This is a genomic window from Achromobacter spanius (assembly GCF_003994415.1).
Lineage (GTDB): Bacteria > Pseudomonadota > Gammaproteobacteria > Burkholderiales > Burkholderiaceae_B > Achromobacter > Achromobacter spanius_C.
Map to the genome: position 1 here is coordinate 2,367,060 of NZ_CP034689.1, position 26,323 is coordinate 2,393,382.

At 62.3% G+C, this 26,323-nt stretch carries 31 protein-coding genes and 1 tRNA gene; 22 read left to right on the plus strand and 10 right to left on the minus strand.

Going from position 1 to position 26,323, the window contains the following annotated elements:
- Window positions 1-12 precede the first annotated feature (12 nt).
- The 7 genes from pheT (at window position 13) to ELS24_RS11005 (ending at window position 6,038) form a co-directional block, all read left to right on the plus strand.
- Complete coding sequence (gene pheT, locus ELS24_RS10975) at window positions 13-2,430, plus strand: phenylalanine--tRNA ligase subunit beta (RefSeq protein WP_127184123.1); 2,418 nt, start codon at window positions 13-15, stop codon at window positions 2,428-2,430.
- A 3-nt stretch (window positions 2,431-2,433) separates the two neighbouring features.
- A complete protein-coding gene (locus tag ELS24_RS10980) occupies window positions 2,434-2,775 on the plus strand; it encodes an integration host factor subunit alpha (protein ID WP_006218744.1) in 342 nt (113 codons plus the stop codon).
- Window positions 2,776-2,833: 58 nt separating this feature from the next.
- Window positions 2,834-3,277 carry a MerR family transcriptional regulator gene (locus ELS24_RS10985; RefSeq protein ID WP_050448590.1) on the plus strand — a complete coding sequence of 148 codons (444 nt, stop codon included), beginning with the start codon at window positions 2,834-2,836 and terminating at the stop codon, window positions 3,275-3,277.
- A gap of 244 nt (window positions 3,278-3,521) precedes the next feature.
- Window positions 3,522-3,598: transfer RNA gene (locus ELS24_RS10990), tRNA-Pro, on the plus strand.
- A 22-nt stretch (window positions 3,599-3,620) separates the two neighbouring features.
- Complete coding sequence (locus tag ELS24_RS10995; RefSeq protein ID WP_127184124.1) at window positions 3,621-4,316, plus strand: aspartate carbamoyltransferase; 696 nt, start codon at window positions 3,621-3,623, stop codon at window positions 4,314-4,316.
- A gap of 114 nt (window positions 4,317-4,430) precedes the next feature.
- Complete coding sequence (locus tag ELS24_RS11000) at window positions 4,431-5,213, plus strand: hypothetical protein (RefSeq protein WP_127184125.1); 783 nt, start codon at window positions 4,431-4,433, stop codon at window positions 5,211-5,213.
- Between the two features lie 126 nt (window positions 5,214-5,339).
- Window positions 5,340-6,038 carry an alpha/beta fold hydrolase gene (locus ELS24_RS11005; protein WP_240669489.1) on the plus strand — a complete coding sequence of 233 codons (699 nt, stop codon included), beginning with the start codon at window positions 5,340-5,342 and terminating at the stop codon, window positions 6,036-6,038.
- A gap of 82 nt (window positions 6,039-6,120) precedes the next feature.
- Here ELS24_RS11005 and ELS24_RS11010 read toward each other — a convergent pair whose 3' ends face one another.
- Window positions 6,121-6,510 carry a hypothetical protein gene (locus ELS24_RS11010; protein ID WP_050448586.1) on the minus strand — a complete coding sequence of 130 codons (390 nt, stop codon included), beginning with the start codon at window positions 6,508-6,510 and terminating at the stop codon, window positions 6,121-6,123.
- A 181-nt stretch (window positions 6,511-6,691) separates the two neighbouring features.
- Here ELS24_RS11010 and ELS24_RS11015 point away from each other — a divergent pair, with 181 nt between their 5' ends.
- Window positions 6,692-7,606, plus strand: coding sequence for a PhzF family phenazine biosynthesis protein (locus ELS24_RS11015; protein ID WP_127184127.1), 915 nt, complete (start codon window positions 6,692-6,694; stop codon window positions 7,604-7,606).
- 285 nt (window positions 7,607-7,891) lie between these two features.
- Window positions 7,892-8,326, plus strand: a complete 435-nt coding sequence (locus ELS24_RS11020; protein ID WP_050448584.1) for a GNAT family acetyltransferase — start codon at window positions 7,892-7,894, stop codon at window positions 8,324-8,326.
- A 53-nt stretch (window positions 8,327-8,379) separates the two neighbouring features.
- Here the strand turns inward: ELS24_RS11020 and ELS24_RS11025 are convergent, their stop codons facing one another.
- Window positions 8,380-9,333, minus strand: a complete 954-nt coding sequence (locus ELS24_RS11025) for a succinylglutamate desuccinylase/aspartoacylase domain-containing protein (RefSeq protein WP_050448583.1) — start codon at window positions 9,331-9,333, stop codon at window positions 8,380-8,382.
- A 257-nt stretch (window positions 9,334-9,590) separates the two neighbouring features.
- Between ELS24_RS11025 and ELS24_RS11030 the strand changes: the two genes are divergently transcribed.
- On the plus strand, window positions 9,591-9,845 hold the full coding sequence (locus ELS24_RS11030; RefSeq protein ID WP_050448582.1) for a hypothetical protein: 255 nt from the start codon (window positions 9,591-9,593) through the stop codon (window positions 9,843-9,845).
- A gap of 210 nt (window positions 9,846-10,055) precedes the next feature.
- Window positions 10,056-10,649, plus strand: coding sequence for a BPSL1445 family SYLF domain-containing lipoprotein (locus tag ELS24_RS11035; protein WP_127184128.1), 594 nt, complete (start codon window positions 10,056-10,058; stop codon window positions 10,647-10,649).
- 84 nt (window positions 10,650-10,733) lie between these two features.
- Here the strand turns inward: ELS24_RS11035 and ELS24_RS11040 are convergent, their stop codons facing one another.
- Both ELS24_RS11040 and ELS24_RS11045 read right to left on the minus strand, forming a co-directional pair.
- On the minus strand, window positions 10,734-10,967 hold the full coding sequence (locus ELS24_RS11040; protein WP_050448580.1) for a hypothetical protein: 234 nt from the start codon (window positions 10,965-10,967) through the stop codon (window positions 10,734-10,736).
- A 115-nt stretch (window positions 10,968-11,082) separates the two neighbouring features.
- On the minus strand, window positions 11,083-11,553 hold the full coding sequence (locus tag ELS24_RS11045) for an Lrp/AsnC family transcriptional regulator (RefSeq protein WP_006218755.1): 471 nt from the start codon (window positions 11,551-11,553) through the stop codon (window positions 11,083-11,085).
- 159 nt (window positions 11,554-11,712) lie between these two features.
- On the opposite strand from ELS24_RS11045, the gene ELS24_RS11050 reads away from it, so the two are divergent.
- From ELS24_RS11050 to ELS24_RS31595, 6 genes are all read left to right on the plus strand, one after another.
- Window positions 11,713-12,624 (plus strand): DMT family transporter, encoded by a 912-nt coding sequence (locus ELS24_RS11050; RefSeq protein WP_127184129.1) that lies wholly within the window; start codon window positions 11,713-11,715, stop codon window positions 12,622-12,624.
- A gap of 60 nt (window positions 12,625-12,684) precedes the next feature.
- Window positions 12,685-13,431, plus strand: coding sequence for a sulfite exporter TauE/SafE family protein (locus ELS24_RS11055; protein WP_050448578.1), 747 nt, complete (start codon window positions 12,685-12,687; stop codon window positions 13,429-13,431).
- A 55-nt stretch (window positions 13,432-13,486) separates the two neighbouring features.
- Window positions 13,487-13,711: a hypothetical protein gene (locus ELS24_RS11060; RefSeq protein WP_050448577.1), complete on the plus strand. Its 225-nt coding sequence runs from the start codon at window positions 13,487-13,489 to the stop codon at window positions 13,709-13,711.
- A 348-nt stretch (window positions 13,712-14,059) separates the two neighbouring features.
- Window positions 14,060-14,272, plus strand: a complete 213-nt coding sequence (locus ELS24_RS11065) for a hypothetical protein (protein ID WP_006218759.1) — start codon at window positions 14,060-14,062, stop codon at window positions 14,270-14,272.
- A 148-nt stretch (window positions 14,273-14,420) separates the two neighbouring features.
- The gene (locus tag ELS24_RS11070) at window positions 14,421-15,530 is read left to right on the plus strand and encodes an AGE family epimerase/isomerase (protein ID WP_050448636.1); all 1,110 of its coding nucleotides are present in this window, start codon (window positions 14,421-14,423) and stop codon (window positions 15,528-15,530) included.
- A 102-nt stretch (window positions 15,531-15,632) separates the two neighbouring features.
- A complete protein-coding gene (locus tag ELS24_RS31595) occupies window positions 15,633-15,848 on the plus strand; it encodes a hypothetical protein (RefSeq protein ID WP_025135384.1) in 216 nt (71 codons plus the stop codon).
- A 110-nt stretch (window positions 15,849-15,958) separates the two neighbouring features.
- On the opposite strand, the gene ELS24_RS11080 is transcribed toward ELS24_RS31595, so the two are convergent.
- Entirely contained in the window at window positions 15,959-16,894 is a 936-nt protein-coding gene (locus ELS24_RS11080) for a LysR substrate-binding domain-containing protein (protein WP_127184130.1), read from the minus strand.
- Between the two features lie 115 nt (window positions 16,895-17,009).
- On the opposite strand from ELS24_RS11080, the gene ELS24_RS11085 reads away from it, so the two are divergent.
- The 3 genes from ELS24_RS11085 (at window position 17,010) to ELS24_RS11095 (ending at window position 19,333) form a co-directional block, all read left to right on the plus strand.
- On the plus strand, window positions 17,010-18,002 hold the full coding sequence (locus tag ELS24_RS11085; protein ID WP_050448574.1) for a Bug family tripartite tricarboxylate transporter substrate binding protein: 993 nt from the start codon (window positions 17,010-17,012) through the stop codon (window positions 18,000-18,002).
- Window positions 18,003-18,004: 2 nt separating this feature from the next.
- Window positions 18,005-18,883 (plus strand): N-formylglutamate amidohydrolase, encoded by an 879-nt coding sequence (locus ELS24_RS11090; RefSeq protein ID WP_127184131.1) that lies wholly within the window; start codon window positions 18,005-18,007, stop codon window positions 18,881-18,883.
- Between the two features lie 147 nt (window positions 18,884-19,030).
- Window positions 19,031-19,333: a hypothetical protein gene (locus ELS24_RS11095; protein ID WP_050448572.1), complete on the plus strand. Its 303-nt coding sequence runs from the start codon at window positions 19,031-19,033 to the stop codon at window positions 19,331-19,333.
- Window positions 19,334-19,341: 8 nt separating this feature from the next.
- Here the strand turns inward: ELS24_RS11095 and ELS24_RS11100 are convergent, their stop codons facing one another.
- Window positions 19,342-20,184, minus strand: a complete 843-nt coding sequence (locus tag ELS24_RS11100; RefSeq protein WP_127184132.1) for a LysR substrate-binding domain-containing protein — start codon at window positions 20,182-20,184, stop codon at window positions 19,342-19,344.
- A 115-nt stretch (window positions 20,185-20,299) separates the two neighbouring features.
- Here ELS24_RS11100 and ELS24_RS11105 point away from each other — a divergent pair, with 115 nt between their 5' ends.
- A complete protein-coding gene (locus ELS24_RS11105) occupies window positions 20,300-21,283 on the plus strand; it encodes a bile acid:sodium symporter family protein (protein ID WP_050448570.1) in 984 nt (327 codons plus the stop codon).
- A 14-nt stretch (window positions 21,284-21,297) separates the two neighbouring features.
- On the opposite strand, the gene ELS24_RS11110 is transcribed toward ELS24_RS11105, so the two are convergent.
- Both ELS24_RS11110 and ELS24_RS11115 read right to left on the minus strand, forming a co-directional pair.
- Window positions 21,298-21,705: a Rieske (2Fe-2S) protein gene (locus ELS24_RS11110; protein ID WP_127184133.1), complete on the minus strand. Its 408-nt coding sequence runs from the start codon at window positions 21,703-21,705 to the stop codon at window positions 21,298-21,300.
- Window positions 21,706-21,756: 51 nt separating this feature from the next.
- Window positions 21,757-23,562, minus strand: coding sequence for an ABCB family ABC transporter ATP-binding protein/permease (locus ELS24_RS11115; protein ID WP_127184134.1), 1,806 nt, complete (start codon window positions 23,560-23,562; stop codon window positions 21,757-21,759).
- A gap of 284 nt (window positions 23,563-23,846) precedes the next feature.
- Here ELS24_RS11115 and ELS24_RS11120 point away from each other — a divergent pair, with 284 nt between their 5' ends.
- A complete protein-coding gene (locus ELS24_RS11120; protein ID WP_127184135.1) occupies window positions 23,847-24,674 on the plus strand; it encodes an aldo/keto reductase in 828 nt (275 codons plus the stop codon).
- 74 nt (window positions 24,675-24,748) lie between these two features.
- Here ELS24_RS11120 and ELS24_RS11125 read toward each other — a convergent pair whose 3' ends face one another.
- A complete protein-coding gene (locus ELS24_RS11125) occupies window positions 24,749-24,952 on the minus strand; it encodes a hypothetical protein (RefSeq protein ID WP_050450087.1) in 204 nt (67 codons plus the stop codon).
- On the minus strand, window positions 24,949-26,124 hold the full coding sequence (locus tag ELS24_RS11130) for a PepSY-associated TM helix domain-containing protein (RefSeq protein ID WP_050450086.1): 1,176 nt from the start codon (window positions 26,122-26,124) through the stop codon (window positions 24,949-24,951). The genes ELS24_RS11125 and ELS24_RS11130 overlap by 4 nt, the downstream gene beginning before the upstream one ends.
- Window positions 26,125-26,323: the final 199 nt, after the last annotated feature.

A 26,323-nucleotide genomic window follows, 5' to 3' on the forward strand; every position in this document is an offset into this window, starting at 1 on the left:
AGACGGCTGATCATGCAATTTCCCGAATCCTGGCTGCGTACGCTGGTCAACCCTCCGATCGCAACCGATGAACTCGCGCACCGGCTCACCATGGCCGGCCTGGAAGTCGAAGACACCACGCCCGCCGCGCCGCCCTTTACCGGTGTGGTCGTGGGCCACATCGTCGAGATCGCGCCGCATCCCGACGCCGACAAGCTGCGCGTCTGCCAAGTGGATGATGGCTCCGGCGAACGCCTGCAAATCGTGTGCGGCGCGCCGAATGCGGCCGCTGGCCTGAAGGTGCCGCTGGCCCGCGTGGGCGCGGAACTGCCCGGCGGTATGAAGATCGGCGTCGCGAAAATGCGCGGCGTGCAATCGTCGGGCATGCTGTGCTCGGCCCGCGAACTGGGCTTGTCGCAAGACCACGCCGGCCTGTTGGAACTGCCCGCCGACATGGTGCCCGGCCAGTCCATCCGCGAAGCGCTCGACCTGGACGACACGCTCTTCACGCTCAAGCTCACGCCCAACCGCGCCGACTGTCTGTCAATCCTTGGCGTGGCGCGTGAAGTGGCCGCGCTGACGGGTGCGCCGCTGTCCGTGCCCACGGCCGTTGCCGTGCCCGTGCAGCTTGACGAGCGTCTGCCCGTCAAGATTGAAGCCCCTGATCTGTGCGGCCGTTTCGCCGGCCGCGTGATCCGCGGCGTGAACGCCCGTGCCGCAACGCCCGACTGGATGAAGTCGCGTCTTGAGCGCGCTGGCCAACGTTCGCTGTCGGCCCTGGTCGACATCTCGAACTACGTCATGCTTGAGCTGGGCCGTCCGTCGCACGTGTTCGATCTGGACAAGATCGGCGGCGACATCTCCGTGCGCTGGGCGCGCGAAGGTGAAACGCTGGAACTGTTGAACGGCCAGACCGTCACGCTGGATCCGAAGGTGGGCGTGGTCGTCGCTGGTGATCAGGTGGAAAGCCTGGCCGGCATCATGGGCGGCGAAGCCACCTCCGTGACGCTGGACACGCAGAATATCTATCTGGAAGCCGCGTTCTGGTGGCCGCAATCCATTGCCGGCCGCGCGCGCCGCTACAAGTTCAGCTCGGAAGCCAGCCATCGCTTCGAGCGCGGCGTGGACTACGCCAGCATCCCCGAGCACATTGAATTCATCACGCGTCTGATCGTTGATATCTGCGGCGGCCAGGTTGGCCCCTTGGACGATCAAATCGTGAACCTGCCGGCGCGTCCGCCCGTGCGCATGCGCCTGGCGCGTTGCCATCGCGTGCTGGGCGTGCCCGTCACGCAGGAACAGGTCGCGAAGATCTTCGCCAGCCTGGGCCTGGAATTCACGGTTGAAGGCGATGACTTCATCGTCAGCCCGCCGTCGTACCGCTTTGATCTTGAGATCGAGGAAGACCTGATCGAGGAAGTGGCTCGCATCTACGGCTTCGAGAGCATTCCCGATGTGCCACCGATGGCGCGCGCCAAGATGTTCTCGCAGCCTGAAGTGCATCGTGGCGCGCACGCGCTGCGCCGCCTGACCGCCGCCCAGGACTACCAGGAAGTCGTCAACTACAGCTTCGTCGAAGCCGATTGGGAACGCGACTACGCTGGCAACGACACGCCGGTGCGCCTGGTGAACCCGATTGCCAGCCATTTGTCGGTCATGCGTTCAAGCCTGATTGGTGGTCTGGTTGCCAACATCCGTCATAACGCCAACCGCAAGCAGTCGCGGGTTCGTGTGTTCGAACTGGGCCGCGTCTTCATGCGCGACGCCAGTGCGCAAGATGGTCCCCTGGAAGTTGCGGGCGTACGTCAGCCAATGCGTCTGTCGGGCGCTGCCTGGGGCCCGGCCGTTGAAGAGCAGTGGGGCATCGCCACGCGTCAGGTCGATTTCTTTGACGTGAAGATGGATGTCGAGGCGCTGTTCGGCGCGCGCGGCCGCCGCCTGCGTTTCGAAGCCGCCGCCCATCCGGCACTGCATCCGGGCCGCAGCGCCCGCATCGAACTGGACGGCAAGCAAGTGGGCTGGATCGGCGAATTGCATCCGCGTTGGGCGCAACAAGCCGACCTGGCGCATGCTCCCGTCGTGTTTGAACTGGACGTGGACGCGCTGTCTGAAGGCGAGCTGCCCCAAGTGCGCGAGCTATCGCGTCAGCCGGTGGTGGTACGCGATCTGGCGCTGTGGGTGGACGCCGCGGTGTCGACGCAATCGATGCTGGACACCGTGTTCGCCGCGGTCAAGGCCGATGCGCAACTGGCTGTTGTGCAAGACGCGCGTGTGTTTGACGTGTGGCGCGAGAAGGCCCAGGGCGCCGAGCCCGTCACGGAGAAAAGCCTTGCTTTCCGTTTCTGGCTACAGGACACTGAGGTCACCCTGGACGAAGCTCGTGTGGCGGATTGCCTGTCCCGCATCAAGGATGCATTGGTCAGTGCCCACGGCGCGCGCCAGCGTACATGAACCATGGGGAACAGTATGCTTGCTGCCGAGCCACGCACCCTGACCAAGGCTGAGCTGGCCGAACTGCTCTTCGAGCGGGTCGGCTTGAACAAGCGCGAAGCCAAGGACATTGTCGATACCTTCTTCGAAGAAATCCGAGATGCCTTGGCGCGCGGAGATTCCGTCAAGCTCTCGGGTTTCGGCAATTTCCAGGTGCGTGACAAACCACCGCGCCCGGGCCGCAATCCCAAGACCGGCGAGACCATTCCCATCGCCGCACGCCGCGTGGTCACGTTCCACGCGAGTCAAAAACTCAAGAGCGTGGTGGAGCAGGCCACCCCTGCTGCACCCGACGCCGCGGAGTGATACGCTTTGTCGGTAATTGTTATCGGCACCCGGCTTACTCGCGGCATAAAATTCGCTTATGACACGTACTGAATCCACCGTTACGCTACCGCCCATCCCCGCCAAGCGTTACTTCACCATTGGTGAAGTCAGCGAGCTGTGTGGCGTAAAGCCTCACGTCTTGCGGTACTGGGAGCAGGAATTCACCCAGCTCAAGCCGGTCAAGCGGCGCGGCAACCGCCGCTACTATCAGCATCATGAAGTGCTGCTGATCCGCCGTATCCGTTCCTTGCTGTATGAACAAGGCTTCACGATCAGCGGCGCTCGTAATCGCTTGGGCGACGCGCGCGATATGCCGCACGATCAAGACGCAGCGGTGCGTTTGTCTGGCGCCGAAATGCAAGGCTTGCGCAACGAACTCGCCAACGTCTCGACGATGTTGGCCGATGCTTTGGGCCTGCCTGCAAATGCAGCCAGCAGCGCCAATACGGCAAGCAGCAGCAACGTTGGCACCGCGGTCTGAGCGCTGCGCTTATCGATCGCTTCATCGTCGTCAACGATCTTCCGACAACACGCAATATCCGCAACGCGCGAAGCTGATCCAGCAATGTGCGTTGCAAGTCGTAGTGCCTTTGCGCGCCATGCGCCGTCTTGTATGTAGCTGATGCAAGCGACGATCATGAGGCGCAAATTTTTTTGAGTATTCAGCACTTTTTTTGCACCAATCCGTGCAAACAATTTTTTGTTCTGCTATACTCTTTTTCTTTCGGGGCGTAGCGCAGCCTGGTAGCGCACTTGCATGGGGTGCAAGGGGTCGCGAGTTCGAATCCCGCCGTCCCGACCAGCAATACCCTAAGGGGTTAGTGATGAAAATCACTAACCCCCTTTCTCATTGTGCGATGTTCTGGGGGCTTTGCTCTATTGTTGATGGCGCAATACCGTCGACGCAGGCGTTTGATCATTGGCGCGTAGAGCATCTGCGCGGCAACATAAACCGGAGATCAAGAATGCGGAAGCTAATTGCAGTCGCGCTCGCCTTTTCTGCTTTGATTGGTTTCGCTCAAGCGCAGAACACGGATTCATCGCCGATGGATCATTCCAAGATGGACCATGCGGCCCACATGAAAGGGAAGGCTGACGCGCAACGTCAGACAGAGGTTTCCAAACGAGGCAAAGAGGTTATGCCCTTCAGCTTGTCGGCCACGACCCATATCTTCACCAAGAGTGCGGATGGTGGTGTTCAACGTGTGGTGGTGAAGGACGCGTCAGACGCCGGCCAAGTCGAGCAGATTCGGCTGCATTTGCGGGAAATCCAGGCGCAGTTCTTGAAAGGAGACTTCTCGGGTCCGAGCCACATCCATGGCCAAGACATGCCAGGCTTGGCTGAGCTAAAGAACGCCAGCCCTGGGCAACTCGAGATTGCCTACCAAGACGTCAAAGGCGGAGCGCAACTGACGTACAAAGCGAACGATGCGCATCTGGTAGGTGCGTTGCATAAGTGGTTTGATGCCCAGCTTTCTGACCATGGCAACGATGCTGTCGAAGCGCTCGATCCTCATTGACTGATAGCCTTTCCGGCGTCTTGCCTGCCGGAGCCACCATTGCGTTCATGACAACGAAAATCGCGGACTCTGGTGTAACGTACTGCTCCATCTCAGTCACCTAAAGGCAAGCCTGTGGCTAGCAAACTCGCTGGAACCCGGTTTATCGCGTTGACCTTCAAGGCCATCCGCCAACAAGGCCGTCGAATGATGACGGTCGCACCTGGGTCATTGGCCGCATTCATTGTTTCGCTGCCCTTCGCGTTGCTGGTGTCCACCTCCGTGGGCACGATGCAGTTTGTGTTTCTACTGCTGGCCATGGTGAGCCTGCTGGCGTTGGCGCGGTTGACCTTTACTTGGCTTGCGATGCTTGTCGGCCGTGACGAGGCAGCGACGCAGCTTGCGCGAGGGGGTAATGCCGAGGCCAAGCATCTGGCTTTGCTGGTGCTCTTTGTGGTCGTGGTGGGCGCGATATTGCGGGCGTCTGCTGATATTCCAATATTGCTTTACTTCGCGATGAAGGGCGTGGGCGATACCGGGTTCTTCCTCGCGCTGTTCATTGTGCTGGGCCTGCTTTGGGTGCCGTTTGTGTATGCCGGCGCGGTGGTGGCGTTGAGCTGGGTGCACGCCGTGGCGGCGGGTGAATATGGCTTCAATGCAATGCGGGGGGCGATGCGTTTCAAGCGTTGGCCTTTGGTGACTGCGCTGTTTGTCTTGCTCGTGTCCGTGGGCTTTACCAAGGCCATGGTGGCGGACGTGGCGCGTTTCCCGACGACGTCTGGCGTTGGGTTCAGCGTAGCCGGCATGCTGATCAGCATCGGCATGCTTGTGATCGTGACGATGATGTGCGCAGTGGCGTATCGCGAGTCCGTGCCGCGGGCTCCCGATACCTCGAGCGATCCCGGCGTGCTTGTGTGAGCCATGCGTACGCAACATCAAATCCGTTGCGGTCGTGCGACGCTTTTTGCGGAAGCTGAGGGTAGCGGCGACCCGGTGGTGTTCTTGCACGCCGCCATTTGCGACTGCCGCATGTGGGATGTGCAGATGGCGGGCATCGCGGCCGGCGCCAAGGCCATTGCGTATGACCGGCGCGGCTACGGAAAGACGCATGCCGGGGCGGAAGAGTATTCGGCAGTTGCGGATCTGATGGCGGTGATTGATGCGTTGGCGGACGGCAAGCCGGTGATCTTGGTTGGATGCTCGCAGGGGGCGCGGGTAGCGCTGGATGCGGCGCTGCTACATCCGTCCCGCGTGCGGGGGCTGGTGTTGATTGCACCGACGGTGCCTGGCGCTCCCGAACCGGTGCTTCCGGCCAGCATCAAGGCATTGATGCTGGAGCTGAAGCAGGCCGAGGCCGACGGCGACAAAGATCGCGTGAACACGTTGAAGGCGCGGTTGTTCCTGGACGGGCCGTGCGAGCCAGAAGGGCGCGTAGCGGGCGCTGCACGTCAGCGCTTTCTTGAAATGAATGCCGCCATATTGCAGTCGCCGTATGGTGGGGCAAGCCTAGATGATTTGCCCACCTACGACCGTCTGAACGAGATTCGTAAGCCGGCGCTGGTGATGTGGGGTGACCGCGATTTTCCACATATTCAGGCACGTAGCAGGCAGGTGGTGACGATGCTGGCGAAGGGCACCGGTCAGGCGTTGCCAGGCACGGCCCATTTGCCCAGCTTGGATCGACCGGTCGAACTGACCGCCGAGATCTTGGCGTTCATCAATCGCATCGCCAACCAGGCCTGACCGCGCGCCACAGACTTCAGCGCCACAGACGTCAGCGCCACAGACTTCAGCGCTACAGACTTCAGCGCTACAGGACTTGGTTTCAACGCTTCTTGCCAGCCCCGCGCGGCATTGGCGCCAGCGGGGTGCCGACGTGCGAGGCCAGCCAGTGTTCGATCTTGTCGTCGCGGCGTGCTGCCCAGTCCTTGCCTAGTTCCAGCACCAGCATGTTGCGAGTATCGCCAAGGTCCTGGCCGGGTTCCTTCTGGAACATGGCGCGCCAGATTTCCGAGGCCACCATATCCGTCGTGAGCAAAACGCCAATACCCTTGGCATCGATCCATAGAGGCGCGGCGCGGTCATCTACGTGCTTCTTCAGGTTTTCAAGCTGCTTTTGGGCGAGTGAGGCGTTGTCTTTGGACGCCGCGATCAAGATCAGATATTGCCGGTGGCCGATGGCGGGTTCTTCGGCGTCGCCAAAAGGGTTTTCCATGGTGCATTCCTTGCTGGAGTAAGCGCGCTGCGAGCCGCGAGGACGGCTCAGGAAGACAGGGTACTCGACCTGCGCGCCCGTGCCGCGCTGTTATGGCGAAAGTCCTTGCATTCTGTGCCTGTCGCCACGCATGCAGCGGCGCGCATACTGTTTCCATTCACACGCCAATGAGAGACCTTTGATGCGCTACCGCTATGTGACGGCCGATGTATTCACCACGCAAACCTATTGCGGCAATCCTCTGGCGGTGGTGCTGGACGCCGACGGGCTGGATAGTGCGCAGATGCAGCGCATTGCCCGCGAATTCAACTACTCCGAAACCAGCTTCGTATTGCCGCCGAAAGACCGCGCCAATACGGCCTGGGTGCGGATATTCACGCCGGATCGCGAGGTGCCGTTCGCCGGGCATCCCAACGTAGGCACCGCGGTGGTGCTGGCGCGCGAAATGGTTGCGGCTGGCCGCCCGGCGCCGGAGGCCTTTGTATTTGAAGAAGCGGCGGGCCTGGTGCGTATCGCCTTGCGCTCGGGCGCGAAGGGAGTGGAAAGCGTGGAGCTGCAAGCGCCGCAGCCGCTGATGCGTGCAAGCGAGGTTTCCGCCGAGGCCCTGGCTCGTGCACTGAAATTGGAGCCGTCCGATATCGACACGTCCGAGCACGCGCCGCAGGTGGTGTCGGTAGGGCTGATCTTCCTGGTGGCGCAGTTGGCCAGTCGCGACGCCTTACGCCGTGCATCGCCGGATTCGAACGGCTACGCGGCGCTGCTGCCGTTGGATGGGGCGAAGTCGATCTACGTCTACACCACCGACACGCGTGGCGATACCATCGACGCCCCAACCGATATTCAGGCGCGGATGTTTACCGGCCGCATGACGGAAGACCCCGCGACGGGCAGCGCCACGGCTGCCGTCACGGCGTTACGCGCCGCCTTGCGCGGGCGCGGGAAGCTGGAATTGCGCGTAGGACAGGGGGTGGACATGGGGCGGGCCAGCCTGTTGCTGGCGCATGCCGAACCCCGCGCCGATGGCGTATGGGCGGGCGTGGCGGGCAATGCGGTGGTGGTGATGGAAGGCTCGTTGCCCGCGCCAGAGCAGGGCTGAATCCATCTTGATTGCGCGCGGGGACCCGTGTATGCTGGCTCGCATGAGTTCACTGCATTCAGCTCCCGCATGCCGGACAGGCCGGGCAGATTACCGACGAGTCACTCGACGCTTACGTTGAGTGGCTGGTCACGACAAGGCGCTGCGCAGGCGGCGCTGTCCCCTGAAGGCCACGATACCCCTCGTGGCCTTTTTGTTTGCAGGTTTGTGGTGCCCACTTTGCTTGCAATGCCGTGTTCGAGGCGGTTCGTCCGGTCTTCGTTTTCCTCTCTACAGGAACGAAGCATGACTATTCAAACCTTGGCCATCCGGCCATATCACTCCGCCGATGAGACGGCCCTGATCCAGTTATGGCGCGACTGCGGCCTGACGCGCCCTTGGAACGATCCAGTCAAGGACATCGCGCGCAAGCTCACCGTGCAAGCCGATCTGTTTTTGGTGGGCGAGATTGGCGGCGCCATCGTTGCGACGGTGATGGGCGGCTATGACGGGCATCGCGGCTGGGTGAACTACCTGGCGGTGTCGCCTTCGTATCAACGGCGGGGCTACGCCACGATGCTGATGCACGCCCTTGAACGCCGCTTGCACGATATGGGTTGCCCGAAGATCAACCTGCTGATTCGTTCGGGCAACCTGGGCGTGCAGGGCTTCTACAAAAGCCTGGGCTTTCAACTTGATGAGGTCGTAAGCCTGGGCAAGCGCCTGATTCCGGATATCTGAGAGCGGTGCTTACGACACCCAGGGATCCGATTTTGAACGCTTGGTCATGACGCTTAGATGGCAACCGTCAGATAAACCGCTTCGCGGCCCACGATGGGCATGCGGGTGGGCATGAAGATCGTGCAGGCGTCGCATGGCGAGCGGATTTCTTCGGCGCCGTTGATGGCGATCAGCTCGCCTTTGTCGAAGGTCTCAAAGCCGATGACGGGGCGGGTGAAGCGGAAGTCTTCGGACTTCACCATGTGTACTTCAAGCAGGCGGTAACGCTGCGGAACGGGCGGGGGCGCGGCGTCCTGGGGCGCATCGATCAAGCCGGTGTGGGCCAGAAAGCGCAGCGTGACGTCGGTGGCCAGTTCGGCCGCCGAACGCGCGAAGTGCTGGCCGCATTCGACCACCAGCGCGCCGCCGCTGTCAGACGCCGGGTCACCATGGTGGCCATAGCCCATGACGCCCGTGCCGGGAAACTTGTGCTGCGGCATCACTAGATGTATGGCCGGCGCCCCCACCGCCGCGGCCAATGCTGTGTTGCGGTCCATCTCGTTGTAAACCCAGAAGGGTTGCACCGGCGCGCGGGTCGAGTGGATGTCCAGGACGAAGTCGGCCGCGTCCAATACCGGCCGCAACTCGCGCGCGCGACGCAGTTCGGGGCTGTCTTCGGCGCCGTCCAGCATGGACGCGGACCAGATGCGGTTCAAGTTGTGGACAAGCTGGCGGTTTTCGTAGGGGTTGTCGATGTCGAAGGCTTCATAGGCTTCGACATGGGCAAAGCTGACGGTCAGCGTACCGATCTTGGGCCGCACTCCCGTGTCCAGCAAATGGGTGGCGGCAACCATGCCACAGATTTCGTTGCCGTGCGTGATGGCGTTGATCAGTACATGAGGGCCGGGCACGCCGGACTCGAAGCGATGGACATAAGGGATGCCGGTGTTGCCTTCGCGGTATGCCGATAGGTCGCGCGGCAGAACCTCAAGGGGAGCGGTGTCGGGTTCGAAAGCTGTGGTTTGCATGGGGATGGTTGGTTTCTTGTTGAACGTTGCAATATACCCCCGGGTATCTGGCGCGGGTCTATCGCGTGTTTTTTCCGCTGTCGCAAAAAATCTGAAAATGGCACAAAACGGGAGAAATTTCGTTGCCCTCCACCATTCGCAAGATGCGTCCGTACTAGGCGGCATAGTGCTTCATAACCGATTGAAACCATTGCTTTTCAGCGCGATTTTTTTTTGGCATATTGCGCGCGGTGAGTTCGATTTCAGGAGCGAGAAGAATGGGCGCGGTGCCTCAACGGCATATCGATGGTTTCCAAGTGGGTTGTGAAATCGTAAGCCTGGATGCAGGCGTGTTGGCCATCGAGATAATCGTGAGCCGGGTGGGCAATGACGGTGGACAGCAACGCTGGTCGCTGCCGCGTTTCGTGACGTTCGCCGACGCCGATGTGGCGCGGCGTCATGCTGAACTGGTCTTGTCGGCGATTTTGTCGGTGGACTCGGCGACTGGCGAGCCCCGCTACGGCATTCTGTAGCCATGTCGCAGGGGAAGTGATTCCTCTACGAAATGTTGCAGTGGCCATGCGCGTGCTTTCAGGTGCGCAGGCGCATGGTTGTTGAAAAATACCCGCCGTGGTCGAGGCGGCAGCAGGTAGGTTTTGTTTCGTTTATCACAATCCGACGCCGTGCTCCGACGGGTTTGGCCGGTACATTGGTGGCGGATGACAACAAGAAAGGAGAGTTCCATGCTTGATACTTTTCCTGTCCTGCGTCGTGCAGGCCTTGCGGCCGCAACGATTGGCGTAGCGGGCCTGCTGTTCGCGGGTTGCACCACTACCACGCCCCCATCCTCCGCCACGGCCACGGAGAAGCGCGACTCGATGAATAGCGCGGCCAACGCAACGCTTACCAAACTCTACGAGGCGTCGCCCCAATCCAAGGAACTGGTGGCGCGTGCCAAGGGCGTACTGGTGTTCCCTGATGTGTTGAGCGGCAGCTTCATTGTGGGCGCCGAGCATGGCAAGGGGGTGTTGCGTGTGGGCGGTTCCAATGCCGGCTACTACAGCACGACGGCCGGTTCTATCGGCTTCCAGGCCGGTGCGCAATCCAAGGCCATGGTGCTGTTGTTCATGACGGATGACGCCTTGACCAAATTCCGCAATAGCAGCGGTTGGACGGTGGGCGCGGACGCCACGGTGGCTGTGGTGAATATCGGCGCAAATGGCCGCATTGACACCAACACCGCGCAGCAGCCGATTGTTGGCTTCGTCATGAATAACGGCGGCCTGATGGCAGGCGTGTCGTTGGCGGGCACCAAGATCTCCAAGCTCGACTGGTAAGATCTTTCCCCATGAAAAACGCCGCGGATCATTCGTTTCCGCGGCGTTTTTATATTCGGCTGGCCATTAGTGAATCATGGCAAATCAGCCGATAAGGTTGTCGCCGTTATGGCGCACAGCGCTTTCGCGCTGGATTTCAGCTTCTTCGATATCGGGGTCCAGGCCGCGCCAACGCAGGATGCGCCCGCGTTCGGGCTCGGGTTCCCAGCCCAGCATGCCGTAGCGCGTGATTTCGGTTTCGCCTGTGTCAAATTCCACTTCAAAGTAACCCTGACGATCGGGTAGCGTGCTGCCGGGGGACCATTCTGTTTCGGGCATGGTTGCTCCTTGCTAAGCGATGGGAGGGAAGGCCGGCGCACCGTCGGCGCCGACGCAAGCATTGTGCGGGCGACCGCCTTATCCCGCAAGCGCGTCGATCACGCTGCGACGTCCGTCAGGCAAGCGGGACGGCGGTGGTGTAGAGCACCTGCTTCAACGCAAAGCTTGAGCGGATGCTGGCAACGCCCGGGATGCGGGTGATGTGTTCGACGATCAGGCGTTCCAGCGCATCCACGTCGGGCACCAGCGCGCGGATCAGGTAATCGGCGTCGCCCGACATCAGATAGCACTCCATGATTTCCGGCAGCACGGCGATTTCACGTTCAAAGACGTCCAGTGCCGCCTTGCGTTGCTTGTCCAGCGAGATCTGGATGAAGACGTTGACCTTCAACCCCAGCTTGCGCGCGTTCAGCAGGGTGACGCGGCGGTCGATCAGGCCATCGGTTTCCAGGCGCCGCACGCGGGCCAGACAGGGTGAGGCCGATAGGTTGACGCGGGCGGCAAGCTCCACATTGGTCAGGCGGGCATCACGTTGTAGTTCGTTCAGGATTCGGATGTCGGTTGCATCCAGGTTGATTTCCGGCATAAGTCACCTAGTTTTGTCGATCGGCAGTGCATTCATGCTGAGGCAGGAGTTTATCGGAGTCTATTCAGGTGAAATGTGCTGGGGTTTACCCTATAGACTATTCCATCCTTTTGCCAATCGGCAAAAGTGCGGAATATTCAAGCGGTAGATCGGGCAGTGATGAGTCAGCAAAGTACGTTGCGCAGGTTTTTGCCCTTGGCGGGCGCGGTCCTGATCTGGGGCGGCAATTGGCCCGTCATGAAGATGGGGCTGGCGCACATGAGCCCGCTTTGGCTGGCGGCCAGCCGTTTCGGATCGGCCGCGCTGATCAGTGTGGTGGTGCTCGCGATGCTGGGACGGATGCGCTTGCCCACGCGGCAGGAGTGGCCGCTGGTGGTGGGCGTGGCGTTGCTGCAAATGGGCGCGTTCACGGCATTGGCGCTGTGGGCGCTGCAATACGTGGCGCCTGGCCGCGCTTCCGTCATTGCTTATGCCACATCGATATGGGTCATCCCGTTGTCGGCATTGATTCTGAAAGAGCGCTTGAGCGCGGGCCAGTGGCTGGCAACGGCGCTCAGTTATGCGGGCATAGCCGTGATCGTGGCGCCCGCGTTCAGCCCGTGGCAGGCGCATACGGCGATCGGCCTGATCATGCTGCTGGGCGCCTCGTTCGCGTGGGCGTGCAACATCATCCAACTGCGCGGCAGCCGCCACGTGCGCTTGGGCGCCGACATGATCCCGTGGCAGACCGCGCTGGCCACGTTGCCGTTAACGGCGCTGGCCTGGCTACGTGACGGCGTGCCCACGTTCCTGGCGGTGCCCGACGCCTGGCCCATTATTCTGTACACCGGCCCGCTGGCTACCGCGCTGACATTTATCGTGGTGCTGGGCATGACGCAAAAGATGCCGCCCGTGGCGACGTCCATTGCCATGCTGTGCGTGCCGCTTATCGGTTTGCTGGTGTCATCCGCGGTCTTTCATGAACGCATCTCGGCAGACCTGGCGCTGGGCCTGTCCTTGATCGCGGCAAGCGTTGCGGCCTCCGCCCTGGCGGCGCGCATGAATCGTCCGCTTGCGCTGCGGCCGTCTTAGAACGCTTTAGAATGTCGTGCGCCGGGCGGGGCCTGGCAACACCTGTAGGTGCGCGGCAGAATGGACTCGTTATATGTATTGGTCGTGGTCGGCGCGGTGGCGGCCGGCTTCGTGCAAGGGTTGTCAGGGTTCGGCTTCGGGCTGGTGGCCATGTCATTCTGGGCGTGGACGATAGACCCCCGATTGGCGGCGGCGATGACCGTGTTCGGTGGGCTGACCGGCCAGTTGCTGGCGGCGTTCACCGTGCGCCGAGGGTTTTCGTGGTCGCATCTGCTGCCCTTCGTGGCGGGCGGGCTGGTGGGCATACCCGTTGGCGTGATGCTTTTGCCCCATCTGGATCCGGTGATATTCAAGGTTTGTATCGGCAGCTTGCTCGCGGTCTGGTGTCCGATGATGTTGTTCGCCACACGCTTGCCCCGCATCACAGCGGGCGGCAAGACGGCTGATGGGCTGGTGGGCGCGGTAGGCGGCATCATGGGCGGCATCGGTGGCTTTACAGGCGTGATTCCCACGCTGTGGTGCACCTTGCGCGGCTTTGACCGAAACGTGCAACGTTCGGTGATCCAGAACTTCAACCTGTCGATGCTGGTTGTGACGATGGCGGGCTACATCTATACGGGTGTGGTGACGAGCGACATGTTGCCGCTTTTCGCCATCATCGTGCCCGCGATGCTGTTACCGACGCTACTGGGCGCCCGTCTGTATGTGGGAATCAGCGATGTGACGTTTCGCCGCGTCGTGCTGGGTTTGCTGACGCTGGCGGGCGTGGCGATGCTGGCCTCTTCGGTTCCCAAGCTGTTGGCGTAGCCAGGCGGCCTTGACGGGCATGCTATCGTTTACGCCATTGAAGAGAGAATTACGCATGGCATTGCATCGTTTCCAGAAAGGCGAATTGAGTCATTGGCTGCGCATCGTGGCCGACAACTGTGAACCTGACGCCGCTCAAGCCGTGGTGCCTGCTGAAATTTCGCAGGCGCTGCAAACGTTGCGTTGCATCCAGCCCGGCCCCGATGGCCGTTGGTTGATTACCGAAAAGGGCAAGCTTGCCCTGCGCATGGAAGAGCCTGGCGCCATCCACGTACGCTGAGCGCCGCCAGGCAAAGAAGCGCCCCGCCGGTCAGTCCCTGGCCGCGCTTTTCTTTCAACTCCCTTAAATCTTTCTGCTTACTGCGCATTGAAGCAAGATGCGCGGAATTGCCGCACATCTTGCGAATGTTTTCGCCTTATGTCGCACTCAAGGGGGTATTTATGGGCCAGTACGGGAATCTCCTGAGACGGAATGTGCGATTTGGCATCTTCCGGACGTACCGCGCAAGTTATGTCGCCGGTAAGATGAACTTGCGTGACGCTTTCAGGTCTATTCATTTCGCGGGAATTTGCTCCCGCAACGTCACGCGTGGTTCACGCGTTTAGGTAACCGACTGGGAGGTAGCACATGCAGCATCGTGACCAGGAAGTACTGATCGACGTTTCCACGGCGGCCATGGATACCGGCGGATATGGCGTCTTGCTGACGGTAACGGCCGAGGGCGGCACCGAGGTGGATGCCGCGTTTTCCCACTTGGGCAACTGCGCTTCGTTGGACGAAGCACGTGATCGCGCGGAAATATTCGCGCAGAACTGGGTCGAGGAAAACATCTTCCGATAGGGCGCAAAGCTCTCGACGAAGCTGATCGGTGGGACCGGTCTGTGCTGGCATGAGGCTGCGGAGAATACTCAAAAAATTGCGACGAAATTTTCGGTTATCGTTGCTGCTCCGAAACCTGGAGCCCTTTTCGGGTATGCGTCGTTCCAAGATGACTGCCGCACAGACCACTCTTACTCTTACGGAACACGCCCGCGCCTTGCGGGCGCATTTTGATTCCGTGATCCTGCCTCTGTGGATGGGGCGGGGCTTCAATCAAACACTGGGTCTGCCCTACGAATCGTTGGATGGCGCGACGGGTGAGCCGTTGGCGCCCACCCGGTATCGTGCGATGGCTTGTGCGCGGCAACTGTATGTGTTTGCCCAGGCGCCAAGCGCTGAAGCCGGCCTGCATGCCGACCGGCTGTTCAATTCGCTATGTCGCGTGTTTCGCAATGAGCAAGGGGGCTGGTTGTACAGCGTGGACACCGATGCGCGCCCCTTGGATGACACGCAAGATCTTTATACGCACGCTTTCATTGTGCTGGCCTGCGCCGCGTACTTTCCGCGCAGCCGCAATGCCGATGCGCGTAAGCTGATGTTGTCGACGGCGGCCACGATCGAGTCGCGATTCAAGACAAATGACGGGCTGTACCACGCGGCGCTAAGCGCGGATCTTCTGCACCCGCTGAAAGCGCCAGCGCAAAATCCCATGATGCATCTGACCGAAGCCTATCTGGCTGCCGCGCAAGTGGCGGAACCCGCGCTGTTTGCACAGCATCTGCGTTCGCTGGCGCAAGGCGTCAGCCAGTTTTTCGTGCATGGGCCCACGCAGTGCATATCGGAGGCCCTGCAGGGCTCGGCCGGCAACCGGCTGGAACCCGGGCATCAGTTCGAATGGTTGTCGCTGGTGCACGGCGCGGCTGAAGTGTTCGAGGGCCTGGAGTTGGTGGAATCCTTGCCCCGCGCCGTGCGGTGGTCTCGCGAGCATGGCGTGGACGTGGGCGGCGCGGGCGTCGTGGCGTCGTTGGATGAGGCGGGCGCGGTCATCGATGACACTCGGCGCATCTGGGCGCAGACCGAATATCTGCGCGCATTGGCAGTGTTGGGCGATTGGCCCGCTCTGGAATCCGGCATGGCCGGTTTCCGCGCCCGTTTCCTGCACGACGGCGGTTGGTACGAGTGCCTGGACGGCCAGGGCGCGGTGGTGCGCGGCGATATGCCGTCAACGTCGCCTTACCATTTGGCAACCTGTCTTGCGGCATTACCAAACGTTGTTTAAACGCTCATTTAACAATTATTGTCATTCGATTGATATAAATTGATAGAAAAACATTGGTGAAATCCCTTACAATTCCGTAACACTGTTTGTGGGGAAGCATCAATGAGCGTCATGTGTTTGGCTTGCCAACGCATTAACCCGGGCCTTGCCGGCGTTGCGCCGCATTCGCATCTGGGACATCAAGGTTTCACCAATCCCACACAAAAAGGGCGCGAAGAGAGTCGCGAAGATCACTTCCGCTGCCTGAGTTGTGGGGCGAAATGGTTGCGTGAAACCGATAAGTGGGGCGTGGATCTGGGATTCAAGCTGGCGCCTTGAGCGTCGCACCGCCGCATGTGAGCCGGGCCTCTGGAAAGAGGCCCGTTTTATTTGGTTGCACGAATTTCCTTACGAACGAAACCAGACATTTCTGCCGAAGCAAGGCGCACTCAGCGGACTTGGTCCGCCGCCACGACGTCGGGGTCCGCCTGCGCGGTTTGCAGTAACCATTGCCGAAAGCAATCCAGCGCGTAATGGTCACGCCGCTGAGCCGGGGCGCACAAGTGATAGCCACGGCGCAAGCGTATCGGCAGCTTGGGAAAAGGCGCGGCCACGCGGCCGGCCTGAAGCTCATCGCGCACCAGGCAGCGCTGCAGCACGGCAATGCCCATGTCCGCCATGACCGCCCGGATCAGGATGGACACCTGATCGAACCCCTGTGACAGCGTGACGGCAGAGCGCGGGGCGCCAGCGGCAGTGAACCATTGCACCCAGTTGTCTTGCCCGTTGGTGTGGTAAAGCAGCGGCTCACCCAGCAGGCCCTGCGGCGTGTCCCATAGCCCTTTGGCCTGGCGCGCGGCCAGGCGGTCCGGGTGGCAGATCACCACCACTTCGCGTCCGATCACGTAGTCGGCCTGCCATCCCGGCCATTGCTCGGGCGTGCCCGCCAGGATGCTCGCGTCCGGCGTGGCGCCCGAAAAGTCTTCATTGCGGCGATAAGGCGAGAAGTTGAGCTGGATGTCGGGATGGCGCCGATGGAAGTCGGGCAGATGCGGTACCAGCCAGGCGCTGGCCAGCGTGGGCACCATGGATAGCGTCAGGTGCCGGCGGCGCTCGTCGGCGCGTAGCTCGGTGCTGAGCTTTTCGATGGCTTGTAGCGGCCCGTGCGCACCGTCGTAGAGTTTCTGGCCCATCTGGGTCAGGGTCAACCCATGCGCATTGCGATGCATCAGCGGCTGGCCGAAATGCGCTTCCAGACGCGAAATGGCGCGGCTGATGGCACCCTGCGTCACGCATAGCGTCTGGGCGGCCAGTGTGAAGCTGCCCAAGCGCGCTGCCGTGATAAAGGCATGCAACTCAGACATGGATGGCGAATGCAGCCGCATCGAGCATGATCTTTGGTAATGAAGGAGTGCAATATAGTCGTTTGAAAGGGGACGGTAAAGTTTGGACACTGGCGGCCTGTCTGAAACCCACACCTTCCTTTTTCGGAGTCGACTCATGTCTTGCCGCTTGCTTGGCCGATCCGCGCGTTTCGCGCTTGCTGGCGTCTTCGCCACCCTGTCTTTTGCCGGCGTTGTCCACGCCGCCGATTACCCCTCGCGACCCATCAAGCTGGTGGTGCCGTTCGCCGCCGGCGGCTCGACCGACATCGTGGCCCGCCTGGTGGCCGAGTATGCCGGCCGAGAGCTCAAGCAGACCATCGTGGTGGAAAACAAGGCGGGCGCGGGTGGCTCGATGGGTATGGAGCAGGTGGCGCGGTCCACGCCCGACGGCTACACGCTGGGCATGGCCACGATGAGCACGCACGGCTCGAATCCGGCCGTCTATCGCAAGATGAATTACGACCCCGTGAAGGATTTTGCGCCCGTGGCCAATGTGCTGGCGGTGCCCAGCATTCTGGCGATCAACCCGAATCTGCCCGCCAAGAACATGGCTGAATTCGTGGCAATGGTGAAGGCGGCGCCGGCTGAGCGCTACAGCTTCGCCTCGCCGGGCGTGGGCTCGCTGGGCCACGTGAATATCGAGAATTTCATGATGCTGTCCGGCATTCGCTTGCTGCATGTGCCGTATCGCGGCGCGGGCCCGGCCTTGAACGATGTGATGGGCGGGCAGGTGGACGCGATCACCGACAACCTGTCGTCGACGCTGCCGCAAGTGAAGGGCGGCAAGTTGCGGGCGCTGGCTGTGCTGGGCGCCGAGCGCTCGCCCTTGCTGCCGGACGTGCCCACCTACATTGAACTGGGTTACCCCGACATGGGCACGGGCGGTTGGTTTGGGCTGGTGGCCCCGGCGGGTACGCCCACGGCCGTGATCGACACGCTTAACCAGGCGGTGCGCGCGGCGATGAAAGATCCCGAGTTCCGCAAGAAGGCCGAAGACGTGGGTGGTACGCTGATGCCGACAACCCCCCAAGAGTTCCAGGACCAGATTCATCAGGCCCTGGCCCGCTACGCCAAGGTGGCCAAGGCCGCCAACATTCAGGCTGACTGACGATGACGCTTGCCGATTTCAACGTGGTTTCCGTGCATGAACCCCAAGGGCCGGCGCTGCCGCTGGTCTGTGATTCACCGCACAGCGGCGAGCACTATCCCGATGATTTCGGGGCGGTGGCCACGCGGGCGCAATTGCGCCAGGGTGAAGACACGCACGTGGACGCGTTGTGGTCGGCGGCCCCCGCGCTGGGTGCGACCTTGATTGCGGCGCACTTTCCGCGCGTGTATATCGATCCGAATCGCACGCTGCAGGACCTGGACCCTGAACTGTTGGCCGAACCCTGGCCGCACGCGCTGTCGCCCGGTGAGAAAACCCGCCTGGGCAAAGGGCTGATCTGGCGTCGCATGGACAAAGCCACGCCCATCTACGACCGCAAGCTGAGCCTGGCCGAAGTGCGGCATCGCATCCAGGCGTATTACGAGCCTTACCACGCCGCCTTGGCGCAGGCGATCCGCCAGGCCGAGCAGCGCTTTGGCGCGGTGTGGCATCTGAACCTGCATTCCATGCCCAACGACGCTTACGAGCGCCTGGGTCGGCAAAGCGAACATCCGCTGGCTGATTTCGTGCTGGGTGACCGCGACGGCACGACGTGCGAACCGGAGTTCATCGCGTTGATCGAAAAGGCTTTGCGCGACCTGGGCTATACGGTGGCGCGCAACGACCCCTACAAAGGGGTGCAGTTGATTGCGCAGATTGGGCAGCCCGCGCTGAATCGGCACAGCCTGCAGGTGGAAATTCGCCGGCCCTTGTACATGGACGAGGTCACGCGCGAGCGCAACCCGGGCTTTGAATTGCTGCGCGGGCATCTGTCGACGGTACTGGAGCAGGTGGCCGACTACGTGCGCGTGCGCATGGATGCGGTTACATCGACAAAATAGAATCGCTTGTGTGGTCGGCGGGCGGGGAAAGCCGGTGTTGATGCAGATCAACCCGGCTTTTTGCATGGCGCTTAAGTTTCCTCGTGCCGCGCCGTTGTCGCTAGGAACAAGCTGCGCCGTGTGTGGCCGTGGCGCGAGGGAACCGCAATGCTAGAGAAGACGATCAACGGATTTTCTGTGGTGGCGTACGCGACGCAGCCGGAAGGGCGCACGCCGCCTCGCGCCTTTTTGGAGACGCGGCGTTTGGCGCCCAAGGCAAAAGCGGGCGATGCGGCGCAGGACGAGGCGGAATCGGAAGAACCGCCGCAGGCTCCGGAAGGCCAGCCCTTCGAGATCTTCGTCAGCCGGCGCTTTCGCAGCACGATCGAAGCGATGTCGGCCGCGCGCAATGCCCTGGACCGCGTGCAGAGCGTGGACGAAGACGGCGTGCCGGACCCGTTGCCCGAATAGCCGCGCATTCAGGTCAAGGTGCTGCGCATCAGGATTTCCGTCAGCGCGCGGGTGGGCTTGTTGGGCGACGGCGCCGAGATGACGATGAATTCCACCTGCGGCAACGCCGGCAACTGAATCGCGCCGCCCGGCGCGGCCAGGCCCGCCGTGGACAAGTGCGAGGGTTGCACGGTAATGCCCAAGCCCGCGCGGGCGGCCGCCTGGCAACCCGCGTAACTGGTGCTGGTGCACACAATCTGCCAACTGCGCCCCACGCGCGCCAGCGCGTCCAGCGTAAGCGTGCGCGTGACGCTGGGTTCGCGCAGCAGAATCAGCGGCAGCGGCTCATCGGGCGCAAAGCGCAGACCTTCCTTGGCGCGCCACAGCAGTGCTTCCTTGTGCAGGGTCTGGCCCCGGCGATCGCCACGGCGGCGCTTGCCGATCATCACATCCAGGTCGTTGTCGTCCAGCAGTCTGTAAAGATCACTGGTAACGCCGATGGTCAGGTCCAGCTCGACTTCCGGATGCGCCAGGCGAAACGCGGCCAGCACATCGGGCAGGGGCCCCATGGCCAGATCGTCAGACGTGCCGAGCCGCACGCGGCCGCGCAGGCGCGGCGCATCGAACAGGCGTTCGGCGCGCTCATGCGCGTCAAGGATGATCTCGGCGTGAACCAGCAGGCTGCGGCCGTCGCTGGTCAGCACCAGTGAATGGGTGTCGCGCAGGAACAGGCGCCGGTTGACCGACTGTTCCAACTGCCGGATATGTTCGCTGACGGTGGGTTGCGTCAGCCCCAGGCGGCGAGCGGCTTCCGTGAAACTGGGCGCGGCCGCCGCGGCGGTGAAGGTCTTGAGCCATAAGGGATTCAGCATGGGGAACGCGGCCTGGTCATTATGATTTCCGATGACAGTTAAAGTAATCAGTGGGCTTCACGATGGCAAGCGGCGCGCCTATAGTTTTCCGTAATTTCTTGGAAACCCTTACGCCATGCGCCGCTTCCTGCCAGACCAGTTCACTTTGATCCTGCTTGCCACCGTGGCATTCGCCAGCTTTTTTCCCGCCGTGGGCAAGGGCGCGTCATTCATGATGGTGGCCAGCAACGTGGCCATTTCGCTGTTGTTCTTCCTGCACGGCGCGCGCCTGTCCACGGACGCCATCGTGGCGGGCGTGAAGGACGTGCGCCTGCATGCCCTGATTCTGGCGTCCACCTTCATTCTGTTTCCCGCGTTGGGCCTGGGCTTGCGTGCGCTGTTTCCGGGCCTCTTGACCCCATCGCTGTGGTTGGGCGTGCTGTTCGTGTGCACCTTGTCGTCGACCGTGCAGTCATCCATTGCGTTCACCTCGATGGCGCGCGGCAATGTGCCCGGCGCCATTTGCGCGGCGACGGCGTCGAACCTGCTGGGCACCGTGCTGACGCCGCTGCTGGTCGCGGTGCTGTTGCATCGGCAGGGCGGCGGGCACGGGCTGGCCGATGCGGGCCGCATTCTGGTGCAACTGCTGTTGCCGTTCGCCGTGGGCAGCTTGCTGCGGCCGTGGATTGGCGCTTGGGCGCAGCGCAACAACCGCACCTTGTCCAAGGTGGACCGCAGCTCGATTCTGCTGGCCGTCTACACCGCCTTCAGTGAGGCTGTGGCGCAGGGCATCTGGCACGCCTTTCCGGCGATAGACCTGGCCACGATGGTGCTGGTGAATGCCTTGTTGTTGGGGGCGGTGCTGGTGATTACCACCTGGGGCAGTCGCAAGCTGGGCATGTCCAAAGAGAACGAAATCACGCTGGTGTTCTGCGGATCGAAGAAGTCGCTGGCGTCGGGCATTCCGCTGGCCACGGTGCTGTTTGGCACGTCGCAGATGGGCGTGGTGGTGCTGCCCTTGATGATTTTCCACCAGATGCAGTTGATGGTGTGCGCGGTGTTGGCGCGTCGTTATGCGGAACGCCAGCCCCCGGCCCAGGCGGCGGTGGCCGGGGCCTAGAGGGGTGACAAGCGTCAAGCGTCGTTACGCGGAACGATCTTGCCGCTGGGGTGCCAGTAAACGGCGCCGTCTTGTTCGGAAACCGTCAGCACGGTCAGCCGGCCGTTCTTGCAGGGGCCGCCCACGCAAAGGCCCGTGTCGGGCTGGTACGTGGCGCCGTGGCGCGCGCACATGATCAGGTCGCCGGCGCGGGTGAAGAAGCTGCCTTCCCAATCCAGTTCAACGCCAACGTGGGCGCAACGGTTCAGGTAGCCGTGTACGCGGTCTTGATAGCGCACGAAGAACGCGGTGGTCTGGCCCGAGCCATCGGACACGGGCACTTTCACGCCCAGGCCGCCGTTGACCAGCTCGGAAGAGGCACAGACGTGAACACCGGGAGCGTCGGGAATCTCAGGGACGTCAGGGGCGGAAGAGTCCTGCATGGCGGGCCTTTGAAGAAAAGGGTGCGATCTTCGGATAGCGGGCCAGGCTTGTCAATCCGCCGGGGCGCTGTGGCTGCTGTCTTGCTGGCGGGCCCACATGCCGGCGTACACGCCGCGTTGGGCCAGCAATTGCGGATGGCGCCCGCGTTCGATGATGCGGCCTTCGGACAGCACGATGATCTCATCGGCGTCCGCTACGGTCGACAGCCGGTGGGCGATGATCAGCGTGCTGCGCCCTGCGCTGACTTCGCGCAGGTTCGCCTGGATTTCGCGTTCGGTATGGGTGTCCAGCGCGCTGGTGGCTTCGTCGAACAGGAAGATGACGGGGTTCTTCAAGATGGTGCGGGCGATGGCCACGCGCTGCTTTTCCCCGCCCGACAACTTCAGGCCGCGCTCGCCCACCATGGTCTGGTAGCCGTCGGGCATGGTCATGATCAGGTCGTGGATGTGCGCCAGGCGCGCGGCGGCTTCGATCTCGGCATCGGTGGCGCCGGGGCGGCCGTAGCCGATGTTGTAGTGGATGGTGTCGTTGAACAGCACCGTGTCTTGCGGCACCACGCCAATAGCCGCCCGCAGGCTGGCCTGGGTGACGCCGCGCACGTCTTGCCCGTCCACCAGAATGGCGCCACTGTCGGCGTCATAAAAGCGAAATAGCAAGCGGGCGATGGTGGATTTGCCGGCGCCCGAGGTGCCCACCACGGCCACGGTCTTGCCGGCGGGGATGCTGAAGCTGACGCCCTTCAAGATGGGCCGGCGCGCATCATAGCCAAAGTACACGTCGCGGAATTCAACCTGGCCGCCGGCCAGGTGCAAGGGTTGGGCGTCGGGGCGATCGGCCACTTCGCGGTCTTGGCCCAGCAGCTCGAACATTCGTTCCATGTCGATCATGGCCTGCTTGATTTCACGGTAGATGAAGCCGAAGAAGCTCAGCGGCTGGTAAAGCTGTAGCAGGTAGGTGTTGACCAGCACGAAGTCGCCCAGCGTGTAGCGGCCTTCGGCAATGCCGGTGGCGGCCATCCACATCACCAGCGTCAGGCCGACCGAGATGATGGCTGCCTGGCCCACGTTCAGGATCGACAGGCTGACCTGGCTGCGCACGGCCGCGCGTTCGTAGCGGGTCAGCGAGGCGTCGTAGCGGCGCGCCTCGTGCTCTTCGTTGCCGAAGTATTTGACCGTCTCGTAGTTCAGCAGGCTTTCGATGGCCTTGGTGTTGGCTTCGGAATCGGTTTCGTTCATCAGGCGCCGGAACTTGGCGCGCCATTCCGTCACCGCAAGCGTATAGGCCATGTACAGGATGACCGTGGCGCCGGTGGCCACGGCCAGCCAGATGTCGAACATCTTCCACAGCACAATACAGACCAGCCCGATCTCGAAGAACGTCGGCAGGATATTGAACAGCAGGAACGACAGCAGCGTCTGGATGCCCTTGGTGCCGCGTTCGATGGCGCGGGTCAGCCCGCCGGTCTGGCGCGACAGGTGAAAGCGCAGCGCCAGGGCATGCAGGTGCCGGAAGATTTGCAGGCCGACTTCCCGGATGGCGTGCTGCCCCACGCGGGCGAAGATGGCGTCGCGCAGTTCCGAGAACAGCAGCGACAGCACGCGCGCGGTGCCATAGGCCAGGATCAGGCCCAACGGCACCGTCACCGCACCGGGCGCGCCTTTGCCCAGTTCGTCAATGGCGTGCTTGTAGATCAGGGGGACGTAGACGGTCGCCGCCTTGGCGGCGAACAGGCACAGCAGCGCCAGCACCACGCGCACCTTGAGTCCCGTTTTACCTGGCGGCCAAAGGTAGGGGAACAGGGTTCGCAAGGTGGAAAAGCCGCCGCGATTCTTGGGCGGCGCGTCAGGGGAATTCATGGCGGGGCTTGGGGGCGCACGAAGGCGGGATGAGGGGCGGGATGAGGGGGAGGGCGGGCGGGATGAAGGGCATTATCGGGCACGGGCGCTATTATTTGGGAGATAACCCCTGGTAATTCCGGACCATTGCCAGGGGATGAGGGTTTGGTATTACGGCGCGGGCGCAGCTCGGCAAGCCCGTTTTTTATCTCTTCAATTCGGGGTTGGCCGGGCTGGACCCTGGATTGCGCGACCTGGCGCGTATTCGCCGCGCGAGCGTTGCGGTGCAAGTTTCGGAGGGTCTTATGGCGAAGGTACCCGCAGTGAAATTGAACGACGGCAATAGCATCCCGCAGTTGGGCCTGGGGGTGTGGCAGGTGCCCGACGACCAGGCGGCTTCCGCGGTCAAGGAAGCGCTGGCGGCCGGCTACCGGTCGGTGGACACCGCGGCCATCTACGGCAACGAAGCTGGCGTGGGCACGGGCCTGCGGGCGGCGGGCGTGGCACGCAAGGATCTGTTCATCACCACCAAGCTGTGGAACGACAAGCACGGCTACGACGATGCCCACAAAGCCATGGACGAAAGCCTGGAGAAGCTGGGCCTGGCGTATGTGGACCTGTACCTGATCCACTGGCCCGTGGCGGGCAGCACGAAGTTCCTGGACGCCTGGCGCGCCATGGTCGAGATGAAGGAAGATGGCCGCGCGCGTTCGATCGGCGTGTCCAACTTCACGCAGGCCAACCTGGAGCAACTGATCGAGTCGTCGAAAGTGGCGCCGGCGGTGAATCAGATAGAACTGCATCCGGGGTTCGCACAGCATGAACTGCGGGCGTTCCATGCCAGGCACGGTATCGCGACCGAGTCCTGGAGCCCCTTGGCGCAAGGCGGAGTCACCAAGGAAAAGGTCATCGTGGACTTGGCTGAAAAACACAATAAATCGGCCGCCCAGATCACGCTGCGCTGGCACTTGCAGAGTGGGCTGATCGTGATTCCGAAGTCGGTCACGCCTGCCCGCATCCGCGAGAACATCGACGTGTTTGATTTTGAGTTGTCCGCCGACGAGATGGCCGCCATCGATGCCATCAAGGACGGCGCGCGCTTGGGACCGGACCCGGAGAACTTCGGCCGATAGCTGGCCAGGTACGAGAGGGGCGAGGCCAGGGGTGGGGCAGCGGGGCCCCAAGACCCCACGGCCCGGCCTGCAATCTAGTGCTTCAGCGGGAACACCCAGTAGCGCAAAATGACCACCAGCAGGATGGTCAGCGTGATCCACGAGGCCCAGTGCCAGGCGCCCGTGCCCAATAGCGCGGCCAGCAGGCCGAACACGCTCAGCACGCCCAGCAAAATGGGCGCGCCCCATACGAACATGAAACCGCGTCCACCGCGGCTTTTGCTTTGGCGCTTGCTCATGCCGGCGTCCTTTGCGGCGTGGCGGCGGCCTGGTGCCTTTTCACGAGTTCGTTGATGCGCGCTTCCGTCGCGCGGCGCCGCGCGATCCACAGGTAGAGGCCGCTGACCAGAACCACGATGGTGATCAGGTCCAGCAGCGCCCAGATGATCTTCAAGGGCAGGCCGGCGTAGTCACCGAAGTGCAGCGGGCGGGACACCTCAAGCGCGGTCAGGTACCACGGCATTTTGGCCACGGTGGTGAGTTCGCCGGTTTTGCCGTCCACCAACACGGGGGTGTTCAGCTTGGAGGTCAGCGGCGTGTCGCCGCGCATCCAGGCAATGTAGTGGTGCGGGCTGCCGAAGGCGTTGCCGGGGAAGGAGATGAACGACACCTCGTTGCCGGGCATGGCTTTCTTGGCGGTGTCGGCGGCAAGCTGCGCCGAGGCCAGTTGCGTGGGCACGGTCTGGCCCTTGTAGGGCTCAAGAATGCGGACCAGCTCGGTGGACTGCCACAGGCGGAACAACGGCGTCGACAGTTCATTGATGACGCCCGTGAACCCCACGACGAACGCCCATACCAGCGTCACGATACCCAGCAGGTTGTGCAGGTCCAGCCATTTCAGGCGGGTGGAGCGCGCGGCGCGCACGGTGCCGAATTCCAGCTTCTTCATGAATGGGCCGTACAGCACCACGCCCGACACGATGGCCACGCAGAACAGCAGGCCCATGAAGCCCAGGAACAGTTCGCCGGGCAAGCCCGCGAACAGGTCCACGTGCAGGGCCAGCATGATGCCCATGAACGAGAATTTGTCTTCGGTATAGAGCGGGCCGTCCAGCAGCACCTCGCCTGTGCGGCCGTCCATGCGGACGGCGTGGCCGGAGGCCTGGCCGTCGCCCGGGGTTTTGGCCATGCCGACGTACACCTGGGGTTCATCGGGGTCGAAGAAAAGGTAGTCGACGACCTCGCCCGGGTACATCGTCAGGGCGCTGGCAACCAGCTTGTCCAGGTTGGCGGGCGGTGTGTCGGCCGGTACGTTGGACAGCGGCTTGCCATCATCCAGCCAGTGTTCGATCTCGTGATGGAACACCAGCGGCAAGCCGGTGAGGCAGATGATGAGCAGGAAGATGGTGCAGACCAGGCTGGTCCACTTGTGGATCCAGTACCAGGTTTTGATGGTGGACGCGGCTGTCATGGCGGCGGGAGGGCGGCGACGCGCGCGGCCCCCTTTAAGGTATTTGTGAGGAAGTACGGAACATTATCACGAACAATAGCGATTCTCGTAACGGATTATTTGACCTCGATGGCGGCGGGGCTGCAAGGCTTGCGTAATCCAAAGCGGGTTAAAAAGACAGGTCGGGGTTTACCGGGCGCAAGCCGCCACGGTGTGTTTC